Source organism: Streptomyces sp. SS1-1 (assembly GCF_008973465.1).
GTDB lineage: Bacteria > Actinomycetota > Actinomycetes > Streptomycetales > Streptomycetaceae > Streptomyces.
Genome location: NZ_WBXN01000004.1, coordinates 6,122,191 through 6,135,649 on the forward strand (window position 1 = coordinate 6,122,191; position 13,459 = coordinate 6,135,649).

Below are 13,459 nucleotides of genomic sequence, written 5' to 3' on the forward strand. Positions count from 1 at the left end.
CGATCTCCGCGTCCTGCGGGTCGGCGGAGCTCTGCGGCTGATGCGGGGGAATCACCGATGGTGAGGCTATGGCCATATCTTTCGGATGATTCCTCGAGCATCCACGGGGTGCCGGTAAGAAATGGTGGGGGGATGGGTGGGGGGGCCGCGCGCGTTGCGTGCCGTGGCGTCACGTCTGGGTGGCGCGATCGAGGGCTGAGGCCGAGGGGTGTCAGGAACGGCGCGCTTGACGGCCGTTCAGAGTGACACGGAAGACCGTTCCATGCCGGGGGCTGCGTCAACAGGGCATCGGAACAACTCTTTTGGGGACAGAGTGGATCATTCTTATCAGGTGTGGCAGGACGTGCTGGCCGAGGAGTTCTTCGGACGGCAGCACGCCGGTCACCCCACGGTGTTCTACGTCGATGACGACGTGGAGCAGGAGCTCAGGCAGGGCTACGGCCTGGAGGAGCCGCTCGCCGAGTGTGTCGGCAGGTTCCTGCGGTTGGGGACGGCCGAACCGTACGAAGCGCTGGAGGCCTACCGCTGGCGCAGGCGTCAGCAGGACAAGGACGACATACCCGCGTTCCTGCCGTTGCTGGCCTGCTCGGTCGTGGCCGCGTCCCGGATGGTGAACGACCGGAACCACCGGGCCACCGCCTACCACGCCCGCTTCTCGACCCTGCTGACCGGTGACGAGAGGCAACTGGGCAGCGCCCACTACGAGCCCGTGTCCCGCATGTGGCAGGTGCTGGCCGCCTGGCAGCGAGAACAGCACGGTGCCCGGGGCCTGTGCACCATTCCGCTTCCGACGGACCTGCCGTCCAACCGGAGCATGATCGGATTCGCCCAGTCCCAGGCCCTCATCAGCGGCAGGGACCGGTCCTTCATGCCGCGGTTCTTCCGCTCGCTGCGCGAGCACGGTACGACCTGGCCGCTGCCGGGAGAGACGCTGCTCGCCCAGATCGAGATCCGGGGCATGGAACGGCACTTCTCCAAGGGTTTCCGCAACGCCCTCCAGGAAGAGGAGTTCCGCCCGCTGCTCGCCAAGCTCATGGGCAACTACGCGGCGTCCTGGGACGGTTCGGACGAGCTGGTACCGACCGAGGTCGTCCGGGCCGAACTCCTCGTACGACTGGACGCGGGGCGTCTGGGATGGGTGGCGCGCCTGCGGTCCCCCGAGCGGAAGAGCCGCGTCGAACTGAGAGGCGGCGTCGTTCTCGAACAACTCGGCGACACCGCCTACTACGAGGTGACGGGGCTGCCCGAGCCCGGCGCGGGCACCCTGACCAAGGGCATCAGACGCGATGGCGACCGCCTGGTGCTCAGCCGTCCGCCGTCCCCCGTCCTGGTGCTCGCACGCGATGACGTACTCGGAGTCTGGGCCACGACCGACGGCTTCCGCCCAGGAGAACCACACGTCGTACTCGCCGCGCCGACCGCACAGCGGGATGTGCAGCGACTGCTGGACAAGGCCGCGACCACGGGCCGCAGCGCCGACACGAGCAAGCTGAGCTGGGTGCCGCAGGGCTGGTCCCTGCACAAGCCCGTCACGTTCGACGACGCGGTCACGCTGCGCAGGGCGCTCCACGAGGTCCAGGGAGCCGTTGGCCTGCTGCAGCCGCCGGCCCAGTTCAAGCTCCGCCTGGAGGGCGGGCTGAAGCTGGCGCCTTCGCTCGACCCCCACCTGTACCTGACAGGGGGAGAGCCGCAGGTCGTCCTCCCGGACGAGGTGGAGGGCACGGGCCTCCTCCTGGTCGACGGCAAGGAGCGGAGCGAGCTGCGGAAGGCGATCGCCACCGGTCGTGCCGTTCCCCTGACAGGCCTCGGGCTGGAGCCGGGACGTCACACCGTGAGCTACGCGGGCGTGGAGGTCGAGTTCGCCACCGCCGACCAGGCCGACGTCGAGCCGAGGATCACCAAGGTCTGCGGTTTCACCGTGGTGGACGGCAAGGCGTCCGAGTCGCCCGCGCTCCTGGAGGAGCGCGCTCTGCCCACCGGCATCGTCGGCGCCGACTGCACGGGTGCGGCGTCCGACCACGCAGCCGATCGTACGGAGTTGTGCCGCCGGGACGCGGACGAGGTGCTGTTCGCGGCGGCCGACGGACGGCTGTGGACGCTGGAAACCCCGGAAAAGCCCGACTGGTGGACCGAGCGGCTTCCCGACACTCCGGCCCCCCTCCGCTTCGAGGCCGACTTCCACGGCATCGGCGGCTGGCTCCTGGAGCGCCGCAGCGGGCGATGGCGGGGAACCCCTGTCGACCCCAGTGCGGCGAACCCGGCGCCCACAGCCAACGCGCGGGCGTGGGCCCGCGCCGTCCTCAACGCCCAGCAGGTGTCCGACGATCCCGCGTGGGCCGGTTACGTGCAGGCCGCGAAGGAGCTCGACCGATGACGGAACCCATGAACGGCGGCGGACTGGGCGGCCTTCTGCTGCGCTGGCTGAGCGAGAGCCGCAGCGGCAGGGCGTCCGTGCTGCGCGACGGTGTGCGCGGACAGGCACGGGCACGTGGCCTGGAGCCGAAGGAGTACGCCGAGTGGGACTGGATGCGCGGGGCCGCCGCCCTCGGCTTCATCGACCTGGACCTGCGCGCGGACCGCTGGTCGGTGGCCCCGCCGGTGCTGACCCGGCTGCCCCACACCGACGGTCTCGCTCTCCTGACCGGCGCGCGCACCGCGCGGATCAGCGCCCGCGTCGCCGAGGCGGCGGGGGAGTGGATGGAACTGATCACAGCCCCTCACCGGCCGCACGCCGGTGAAGTGCCGCTGCCGGACACCCTGCTCGTCCAGTACGACGACGTGCGCACTCTGCCGGAGACCGCCGGACTTCTCGGCGCCCGCTACGTGCCGTGCGCCGCCCGGCAGCTGGCCGGACTGCTTCCCCAGGCGAAGCTGGGACCGGAGGCCGCGCCGCCGGGCGGGAGCACCGCCAACACGCTGGAGAAGTACGAACCGCGCCATCAGCGGTTCGTGCCCGTGGACCGCGACGGTGAGGACGGCCTGTACCGCTGGCGTGGCGCCGACTACGCGCGGCTGACCCGCGTCCGCCGCGACGGTGTCTTCCACGCGGTGGAACGCGAGACCGGCATCTACCTCGAGCTCGCCCGTCATCGCATCGGGGCCGTGCGCTGGCGCGCCGAGTCCGGTCGGGGCCGGGCGGGCGTCGGCAGGCTCTTCGTCGACCGGTACGCACCCCTGCCCGCGCTGCACGAGCGTGCGGCCGTCCTGTGCAGCGGCTTCCCGCCCTCGTCGAGCCGGCAGGCGCAGACCCGCGCCTACGACAACGTGCCGAGGGCGCTCGCCGAGGCGATCGCCGCCTCACTGTGCCAGCACCTGGAGATCATGCCGCGACCGGTGGCGACCGCCGGCGGGAGGACCAAGTGAGCGACGACGAGAAGGCAGCGGCGACGACGGGCATCGACGTCCAGGACGTCCTGGGCACCTTCGACGACCTGCGCAGCGCCCTCTTCCGGTACTACGACACCCCGTTCTGGGTCGACGACCCCTCCGTCATGGCGGAGCGGCGCGGTCTGCTGAACCGGGACAACGGGGCCTGGCGGGACCCTCTGATCGAGCTGCGCCCCCAGTACGCCTCGCGGGGCATCGGCATCGCCGAGTCCTTCGCCGAGGCGGGGGCGCACCCGGACGCCGCCGAGTTCGCCCGGTTCACGCTCCCCGAGGGTGTCACGAGCCTCTACCAGCACCAGCACGACGCGCTGGTCGCCGCCGGCCAGGGCAAGGACTTCGTGGTCACGGCGGGGACCGGGTCCGGCAAGACGGAGTCCTTCCTGCTGCCGGTCCTGGCCGACCTCGTCAAGGAGTCCTCCCAGTGGACAGGCACCCGCGCGGCGCAGACGGAGTGGTGGAAGGGAGAAGCCGACTTCGTGCCGAGCCGGCACGGTGAGCACGGCCACCCCGCCGCCATGCGGGTGCTGATCCTCTACCCCACCAACGCCCTGGCCGACGACCAACTGGTGCGCCTCCGGAAGGCCCTCGACAGCAGCGAGGCGCACGCGTGGCTGGACCGGAAGCGCCACGGCCACCGCTTCTACTTCGGCCGCTACACGGGAGCCACCCCGGTCTCCGGCAGCCTCGACTCCGAACCGGCGAACTTCCGTCTCCGGCAGTACCTGCGCGAGGTCCAGGACCGGCAGCGCAAGGCCGACGCAAAGCTCGGCGAGGAGCTGCGGGCGTTCATCCCGCGCCTCGGCGGAGCCGAGATGCACGCCCGCTGGGACATGCAGGCCGCGCCGCCGGACATCATGGTCACCAACTACTCGATGCTGAACATCATGCTGCTCCGCAAGCAGGAGGAGCACATCTTCAGCGCGACCCGGAAATGGCTGGAGGAGACCCCCGGCGCCCGGTTCACCCTGATCCTCGACGAGCTCCACATGTATCGCGGCACGGCCGGCACCGAGGTGTCCTACCTGCTGCGCAACCTGCGTCACCGCCTCGGTCTGGACCGGACACCCGAGAAATTCCGCGTGATGGCGGCCTCCGCGTCGTTGGAGGCCGGACGCGACGACGAGTTCCTCGACGGATTCTTCGCCCTCTCCGGGTCCCGTCGCGTGATCATCCCCGGGAAGGCCAAGGAGATCCCCGGCGAGGGCGACCTCGCCGCACACGCCGAGCGATTCGCCCGCACGGCCGAGGAGTCCGTCACCCAGGAGGACGCCGCCGCCCTGGCCCGTGAGACGGGGCTCGGCCCGGCGCTCCAGCGGGCCCTGACCCCCGGCGGGAAGCCGCGCGCACTGCCCGCCCCGGACCTGGCGAAGGACCTCTTCCCGGACGCCCCCGCCGAGCGGCGCCAGCACGCCCTCCACGGCGTACTGCGGATACTCGGCATCGCCCTGGACCCCGAACTCCCGCAGCTGCGGGCGCATTTCTTCTTCCGGAACATCGAAGGCATCTGGGCCTGCTCCGACCCCCGGTGCCCCCACATTCCCGTGGAGCACGGGCCCGAACGCAGAGTGGGCCGGCTCTTCGCCGAACCCACCTCCCGGTGCACCTGCGGGGCCCGCGTGCTGGAGCTCCTCTCCTGCCAGGCCTGCGGCGACCTCATGCTCGGCGGCTACGCCAGCCCCAAGGACACCCGCAAACGCAAGTTCACCGGCGCCCTGCACACCGACTTCCCGGATCTCGACCTGTTGCCGGACGAGGACAGCGGCGCGCCCACCGCGGCGAACTACGTCGTGTACTGGCCGCGCCCCAAGGGACTCGGTCTCGACGACGCCGCCTGGCACGCGGGCCTGTCCGACGGTGGACCCCAGGTCGAGTTCGCGTTCCGTCGCAGCGCCTACCAGCCGGTCACCGGCCGTCTGGTGAACCGCGACGTCCAGCACACCGGCTGGTCGTTCCACATCACCGTGCCCATGGACAAGGAGGGGAAGAAGCCCGCCTACGACCCGGCCCGGCTGCAGGCGTTTCCCACCCGCTGCCCCGCCTGCGGCGACGACTGGGAGATCAAGTACGACCGGGACGGCCGCTTCGTGCCGCTCGAGTCGCCCGACCGGCTGCGCAACGCCCCCGTCCGCAGGATGCGCACCGGTTTCTACAAGATCAACCAAGTGCTGGTGACCGAGGCGCTGGGCCACCTGCCCGACGGACAGCGCAAGGCCATCGCCTTCTCCGACAGCCGCGACGACGCCTCCGAACTCGCCAGTGGCCTCGCCCTCCGTCACTACCAGGACCTCCTTCGCCTGCTCAGCGCCGAAGCAGTCGCCGGCCAGGGCGACCCGTTCGCGGACCTCCAGCTGGTGAAGGCGTACTACGCGAAAGAACCCGTGGATTCCGACAGCGTGCGCGCCGCCATGCAGCGGACGCGGGACCGCGATCCGGCGAACTGGGGCCGCCTGAAAGCCATCCTCACCGACGACCTCGACGCCGAACCGGAGCTCCTGCCCGATCTCGAGCGGAAATTCTCCGCGCTGCCGTCACTCGACGACCTGGCCACCGACCTGGAAGGCAGGTTGCTGCAGCACGGCACGAACCCCGCCGGCCCCTTCGCCTCACTTCAGCAGACCTCGGCGGAGCAGCCCTGGACCACGCTCTTCAACTGGGAGCGGGACCGGGAAGCCGTCGCGGAGACCCAGGCGCAGCAGGAACTGCTCGACCGCCTCCGCATGCGTCTGCGCCAGGAGACCGTCGGCAGCCTGTTCTCCGGCGGCGGCCGTGACTTCGAGTCGCTCGGGCTCGGCTGGCTCTGTCTGCGTGACGACCGCTCGCCCACCGGGATCAGCCCGGACAGCGACCTGGCCGTCGCCCGGGCGAGTCTTCGGATCCTCGGCCTGATGCGCCGATTCAGCAGAATGCGCGGACCCGTTCAGAAGCCCCCGGCGCCCCTGAAGCGCTTCTGGCAGAAGGTCGCCGACCGTCAGGGCATCGACATGGACACGGTCATGGACCGGGTGCTCGGCGTCTGGAAGGACGCCGTGGTCGAGTACGTCATCAAGCCGGAGAAGGTGGCACTGCGTCCGGCGGACAACAAGACCTGGACATGCCCTGCCTGCCACCGGCCGCACCTCCACCCGGGCGTGGGGCTGTGCACCAAGTGCCTGACCGTCCTGCCTGCCGAGCCCCAGCAGTACAGCGGAGTCTTCGAGGAAGACTACTACGCCTGGAAGGCCGCCCACCGCACCGGGGACTTCCCTCTGCGCACCGCGGAACTGACCGGACAGACGGACCGCCTGGAGGCCCAGCGCCGGCAGAGCCTCTTCCAGGACGTCTTCCTCGGCGACGACGACGTTCCGCAGGCGGACGGGCTGGAACTGCTCTCCGTGACCACGACCATGGAGGCCGGCGTCGACATCGGGCCGCTCAACACCGTGATCATGGCCAACATGCCGCCCACCCGATTCAACTACCAGCAGCGGGTGGGCCGCGCGGGCCGCCGGAACAGCCCGGTCGCCGTGGCCCTCACCGTCTGCCGTGGACGCAGCCACGACGAGCACTACTTCGCCCGTCCCGAAGCGATCACCAACGATCCGACGCCGCCGCCGTACCTCGTCCTCGGCATGGCCTCCGTGTTCCGGCGGGTCCTGCTGGGTGAGGTCCTCCGCCAGGCCTTCGCGCCCCTGCAGCCGGAGGACCGCAGGAAGGGCCCGGACATGACGAGCAACGTGCACGGCCAGTTCGGTCTCGCCGCGGACTGGCCGACACACCGTCCCTCGGTCCGCCGCTGGGTCGCGGACCACCCGCACCTGATCACGGCCGCCGCCTCGGCGCTCCAGGCCGGCACACCGGAGAACATCACCGCCATCGACCCCGTGGCCACCGTCGACGAACTGCTGGACCAGATCGACGCCGTGGCAGACGAGGCCGTAGGGCACTCCGACCTCAGCCAGCGCCTGGCGGAGGCGGGCCTCCTGCCCATGTTCGGGTTCCCCACCCGCTCCCGGCTCCTCTACCGGAGCATCCCGAAGAAGACCTTCCCGTGGCCGCCGGCCGACTCCGTCAACCGGGACCTGGCCGTCGCCCTCTCCAAGTTCGCGCCGGGCAGCGAGACGCCTCAGGACGGCCGCCTGCTGCGTTCCATGGGCGTGGTCTCCCTCGTCCCGAGCGGCCGTGGTGTGAAGGCGGCCGAGGAACCCTTCGGACCGGAACGGCTCGTCGCCATGTGCCGGATCTGCTCGCACGTCGACCCGACGGCCGTCATCGACCCCGAGAGCGGAAGCGCGGGCTCCTGCCCGGCCTGCGGCGCCGAGAGCAAGTACTACAAGGCCGTGCCGTTCAGGGAGCCCGCCGGGTTCCGGGCCGCGCCCGAAGCACGCGACTACGACGGCTACCGGGAGTTCGGCTCCCACGCCACCAGCGCGCGGACCGCCACGGACCTGGAGAGGACCGCACCGCGCATCCACCGGGCCGCCGACGACTGGATGGTCGTCCACACCGGCAGCGGTGACCGCTACATCGTCAACACCAACGCGGGCAAGCTCTTCCGGTTCGCCAAGAGCCAGGCGCCCTGGTTCGGGTACCGGGCCGTGGAGAACCCGAAGGCGGACGCCGACCTGGAGATCGCCCTCGGCGCCACCCAGCACACCGACATGCTGTTCATCGGAGCCAAGGGCGCACTCGACGCCGGCAGAGGACTGCGCTTCGACATCTCCAAGTCCCAGCAGATCGACGGCTTCCCCGAGGCGTACCACGGCCGGCGCGCCGCCTGGTACTCGCTCGCGGCGTTGCTCCGCCGTGCCGCCGCGCCGCACCTCGACGTGCAGCCGGAAGAACTCCTCAGCGGCATCCACGGCTCCGACGCTCCGGTGGCCGCCCCCGTCATGGCGTACCTGGCCGACAGCCTCGACAATGGAGCCGGTTTCAGCACCCACCTCGGTTCGGAGCAGCACATCGAGGAGTTCCTCCAGGCGGTCGACCGGTACGTCCAGGATCTGGAGGCCGATCACCACGCACTGCACTGCCGCAGCTCCTGCTACGCCTGTCTGCGCGACTACTCGAACATGCGGCTCCACCCGCTGTACGACTGGCGGCTCGCCCGGGACCTCACCGACGCCCTGCGGGGCCGGGAACTGCGGATCCCCCTGGACGAGCACGCCGGGCTGCTGAAGGGCTGGGCGAGCGAGGACGCCACGGTCGAGGTGACGGAGACGGCCGCAGGGCCGGTGGCGCTCTTCACCTCCGAGTTCACCGGCGAGCCCGTCGCGGTGGTCGTGAAGCACCCGCTGGAGTCCGCCACCGAGGAATGCGGGACCGAACGGCTTCAGAAGCTGAGGGGAGAAGTACGGGCCGACGGACTCGCCGACCGAGTTGTCTTCGCCGACTCCTACACCCTCGACCGGACGCCTGCCGCGGTGATCGAGCAGGTGCGCACCTTCGCGGAGGAATTCTGATGACCACAGGCACCCTCGGCGGGAGCCAGGACGAGCAGGCGTTGCGGGAGGAACTGCGGCAGCGTGAGATCGCCCGCCGCCTCGCGCTGCGCCGGGCCCGTGGGCAAGGGCCACTCGGTGCGGCGGCCCCGCAGGCCGCGGAAGCCACCGACGTCCCCGCCCCGGTCGCCCCGCCGCCGCAGCCGAGTATTCCGGTGACGGCCGAACCGCCCGTTCCTGAGGGATTCGCCGACCGGGCGGCGTGGGAACGCGCCCGATCCTTCGCCGAGATCACGATGCCCGACGTGCTGAAGGGGGAGGCCGGAGCCGTCACCGCACGGAGTCTCGCCCTGGCAGCCGCCGGAGCCGCCTCGCGGATGGACGACCCCGTCGGCGGCGTCTCGCTGCTGACCATGGCCCAGGACCATGGGCTGGACGTCCTCAGCAGCCGGCTCGACGAGCGTGCGCGGGCCCTGCTGGCGGACAAGCCGCTGCCCCTCCCCGGTGAGCCGGGCGGCATGTGGCAGACCTACCAGGACGACCGTCGCCTCATGGACGTCAACCTGCCCGCACCCCGGCAGCGGGTTCTGCTGGCGACGCTTCCCCGGCCGCTGCTCGACGACTACATCGACGAGGAGTGGATCAGCGCGGTCCCCGAACGTGACGGCACCTCCCGCGCCGCCTATTTCCGGGCCCGCCTGGACCCGGCCTCCCTCAGCGATGAGGAGATGGACCTGCTGGCGTGGCCCCTGGAGAGGGAGCGCCGGGAAGCGGGTCCCGGAACGGAGCCGGGACCCGGATGGCCCGAGGACTGGCGTCTCCTGGTGAGGTTGCAGGCCAACGACGCCAGGGCGGTGGCCGAGGAATGGACCGACATCCTCCCGCCGACGCGGAGACTCCTCACCGCCCTGCGCGAGGTACAGCGGACCGGCGAGGTCCCGGACGACCTCGTCGCCGACGACGGGCTGTGGCTTCTGCTCGAGCGGCTCCGTCCGCAGGTGTACAGCCGGGGCAACAAGCGGTTCAACAGCTGGATCGGTGTACGGACCATGCTGAGGGCGGTCCGGCAGATGCACCATGCCGCTCTCCGCGGTGACGTGGAGACGGCGGAACAGCGGCGGACGGCCGCGCTCGCCGTGGCCGGGAGACTGCGGCACCACCCTCAGCCCGCCCGCTGGGAGGCGCAGAACATCCAGGCGTACCTGTGCGTCGGGCAGGGCGTGGCGGAGTCCCTCGGTCTTCTGGAGCGGGACGCCGAGGGACGTCCTCCGGTGGCGGAGCAGCTCGGCCAGAGCGCCCTGACCGCTCTGCGGAGGAACCGGAGCCTGCTTGAGGCTCTGCAGCGCCGCACGGACCGCGAACTGCCGCCGCTCAACCCGTACCTGACGCTCGGCGTGCCGGACGGAGCGGAGGACTGGAAGAGGACCTGGCGCGGGCTGAGGAAGGAACTCGACGACGCCGGGCGTGCCCAGATCAACCGTGCCAAGGACATGATCGAGGAGGCGGCCCGCAGGCAGCGCGAGGAGCCCTGGTTCGCCGTGCCGCTCACCCCGCACCGCTGGCAGGACCCCACCGCCACGAGCCACCGTCTGGAGCTCCCACCCGAGCCCCTGCAGAGGCTCACCGGGGAGCCGACGGACAGCGACCGCGAGTGGTCTCGCACCGAGGCGGCGCGAGAAATAATCACCAAGGCGACAGAACGCCTTTCCCCGGCTGCCGATGACGTCGCAGCCCCTGAAGATGCAGAGAGCAGCACATCGTGAGCAACAAGGCCGGTCGAGCCCGCAGGGATTCAGGAGCCCGTGACGGATCCCCGGAGAGGCGTGGGCGAGGACCGAACAGCGGGAGCGCGCGGAGCCGCGGTGAGCGCCGGGCTGTCGAGGCTGCTCCGTGGCGGAGCCAGGGGAGCGGTCTGCCCGAGTTCGAGCCTGGGGCACTGGATGCCGCCGCGATTCTGAAAGCGGTCAACGAGGCGCTCTTGCCCGTGGTGGAAAAGGAGTTGGGGGAGGCCTCGGAGCGACTCGGAGCGACTCTCGCCGAGCACGGGACCGGGGCCGACCTGATCTCGGTGTTCCGGGCGGAGTTGATGCGCCGGGTGCTTCCCCAGTTCACGGAAGCGGTGCGTGCGGGTGTGATGGAGGGCATCCGCACGCGGCAGATGCACCTGGCTCAACTCGCCGTGCTGCACAGGCAAGGACTGGAAGCGAAGACGATGCAGGTCGTCCTGACCCGCCTGGAGCACGAGGCGGCGAGGGCGGGCTTGCAGATCGTCGGCGACGAGGGTGACCACTCGCTGTTCAACGTGGTGGAGGAACAGCAAGGCGTGATGAACAAAGGGCCGGTCACCTTCGAACTCGTGGTCCCGGCGTACGTGGACAAGGAGTCCGGGAAGCTCGTCGAACGAGGATGGCTCCGAGCCGTCTCCGAGACGCCACCACCGGTGCCGACGGCGGACAAGACGAAGCCCGGTCAGAAGCGCAGGGCCACGCACACCGAGACGAGCAGCAAGCAGAAAAGGGACGCCAAGGAGAGCGCTGGCGATGCCCAACCCAGGAAGAGGCCCCATAGGGGGCAAGGGGCTGGCGGCCCGTCGCGGGAACGCACGGAGACACGGCGCACGACGAGCCGCTCCGAAACAGACAGAGCGACGACTTCTGCCGGATCCAAGGCGGCGGAAGGTCAGCCGGCCCGCGAGGGTGTACCGGGCGGCACTGCCGCACCGCGGCGCGTGAAGACAGACGGCCGTGCGCCGCAGGAGCAGGGTTTCAAGAAGGCGCTGCGGGCAGCGGTCGGCAAGCAGCGGATGCAGAGGGGCACGCGATGACATTCGGTATCGACTTCGGTACGAGCAACTCGGTGGTCGCCCGTTGGAACGGTCACGGCGTCGAGGTGCTGCCCGTGGACGGCGACAACGTGCCCGCCCAGTGGCAGATGCCGGAGTTCCAGCAGCTCTTCCCCTCGGCGCTGTCCGTTCGCGACCTCCAGCGCACCCTCTGCTTCGGCTGGGAAGCGAAGACCGGCACCAGCGAGCCGCTCGACGCCGTGAAGCGCATGCTCGGCACGCGATCCGGTGCAGAGAAGGACGGTGACACCGACGGACTCGAGGTCGCCGCCCAGCTCGAGGAGCATCACGTCTGGGTCGGCTCGGAGAAATACCACAGCACGGTCGCGGCCGCCTCTCTCTTCAGCTGTATGAAGGAAGGTGTGTCCGGCCAGCTGCTCGACCTCGCGGACGCGGTCGTCACCGTCCCCGCCAACGCGACGGGCGGCGCCCGCTACCGCACGCGTGCCGCCGCGGCGCTCGGCGGAGTGAAAGTCAGGGCCCTGCTCAACGAACCCACGGCGGCGGCGATCTCGTACGCCCACGACGTGCCGGTTCCCGGCCGTTTCCTCGTCTTCGACTGGGGCGGCGGCACCATCGACGTCACCGTCCTCGAGTACGACGACGGCCTCTTCGAGGAGCAGACGTCCCGAGGCATCACCGCCCTCGGTGGTCTGGAGTTCGACAACGCGCTGGCCCGGCTGATCCAGCGGAAGATCGGTCTGAGCGCGGAGCACCTCACCAAGGCGGAACGACGCCGGTGGCGGCGGTCGGTGGAGCTGACGAAAATCGCCCTGTCCTCCGTGCCGGCGGACGGTGCGATCTTCTTCGACCTCCCGGTCGGCCTCGCCCCGTCGATCTCCAAGCGCGAGGTCAAGATCACCGCGGCGGAGTACACCGAGGCGATCACCCCGCTGATCACCCGCGCTCTGGAGCCGGTCCGGCAGGCGCTGGAGGACCTGGCGATCACCCCGGAGGCCATCGACTCGGTGCTGATGATCGGCGGCACCTCGCAGATTCCCCAGGTGCGCCATGCCGTCGGCGAACTGCTGGGGCACGACCGCATCGTCGACAGCGGCCTGTGCCGGCCCATGACAGCCGTGGCCCGGGGCGCGGCCATCTACGCGGCGTCCCTGGACGGAGAGCTCGGGGACGAGAGCGACTTCTCCCTGGTGACCAGTTACGACCTGGGCACCGCCGTGAGCGCCGGGGGCCAGAAGGGCTTCCGCGCGATCATCCGGCGCAACGCCACCCTCCCCGCCGAGGGCTCGGGCACCTTCTTCCCGGACAAGCCCGGCGCCTCCACCGTCCGCGTCCCGGTCATCGAGGGCGAGATCGGCTACCCGGCAGACAGCGAGCGGTCCTTTCCGCTGGCCAACATCGAGGTCCCGCTTCCGAGCCGGGAGCAGGACGCCGCGAGGAACAAGATCGAGGTGAGATTCCGCTACAACGAGAGCGGCATCCTGCACTTCACCGCCACCCACGCGGCCACGGGCAAGCTGCTCGCCGAGCGCGAGATCGACTCCTTCGGTCCAGACGGTACGCCGCTTCAACACGGTCTCGAGGACGAACTGACCCGCCTCCTGGCCCACACCGTTCGCCCGTTCGCCGACGGTTCCTCCCCTGCCCGGCACCTCTCGGCGGCCGAGGCGGCGAACGCCCGTCCCGCGCCGATCGACGTGTCCGTGCGCGTCGTGGAGGCGGATCCCGCGGTGACGGTCAACGGGGAACCGCAGGGAGTGGTCACGGGAGGGCTCTGACCCGCTGGGAGTCGAGACCTCGCACCAGGCAGGTGCACGAGGGTCACGACCTGATGGTCGGGGCCCTCGTCACG

Annotated in this window: 6 protein-coding genes; all 6 read left to right on the plus strand. The window is 70.6% G+C overall.

Annotated elements, in window-relative coordinates; genetic code table 11:
* Positions 1–313: 313 nt before the first annotated feature.
* The 6 genes from F8R89_RS29335 to F8R89_RS29360 are packed head-to-tail and all read left to right on the plus strand — an operon-like array spanning position 314 to position 13,385.
* Positions 314–2,374 carry a hypothetical protein gene (locus tag F8R89_RS29335; protein WP_151786765.1) on the plus strand — a complete coding sequence of 687 codons (2,061 nt, stop codon included), beginning with the start codon at positions 314–316 and terminating at the stop codon, positions 2,372–2,374.
* Positions 2,371–3,363, plus strand: coding sequence for a hypothetical protein (locus F8R89_RS29340; protein WP_151786766.1), 993 nt, complete (start codon positions 2,371–2,373; stop codon positions 3,361–3,363). The genes F8R89_RS29335 and F8R89_RS29340 overlap by 4 nt, the downstream gene beginning before the upstream one ends.
* The gene (locus F8R89_RS29345; RefSeq protein WP_151786767.1) at positions 3,360–8,825 is read left to right on the plus strand and encodes a DEAD/DEAH box helicase; all 5,466 of its coding nucleotides are present in this window, start codon (positions 3,360–3,362) and stop codon (positions 8,823–8,825) included. The genes F8R89_RS29340 and F8R89_RS29345 overlap by 4 nt, the downstream gene beginning before the upstream one ends.
* Entirely contained in the window at positions 8,825–10,567 is a 1,743-nt protein-coding gene (locus F8R89_RS29350) for a hypothetical protein (RefSeq protein WP_151786768.1), read from the plus strand. The genes F8R89_RS29345 and F8R89_RS29350 overlap by 1 nt, the downstream gene beginning before the upstream one ends.
* Entirely contained in the window at positions 10,564–11,628 is a 1,065-nt protein-coding gene (locus F8R89_RS29355) for a hypothetical protein (protein WP_151786769.1), read from the plus strand. The genes F8R89_RS29350 and F8R89_RS29355 overlap by 4 nt, the downstream gene beginning before the upstream one ends.
* Positions 11,625–13,385 carry an Hsp70 family protein gene (locus F8R89_RS29360; protein WP_151786770.1) on the plus strand — a complete coding sequence of 587 codons (1,761 nt, stop codon included), beginning with the start codon at positions 11,625–11,627 and terminating at the stop codon, positions 13,383–13,385. Before F8R89_RS29355 ends, F8R89_RS29360 begins: the two co-directional genes overlap by 4 nt.
* Positions 13,386–13,459: the final 74 nt, after the last annotated feature.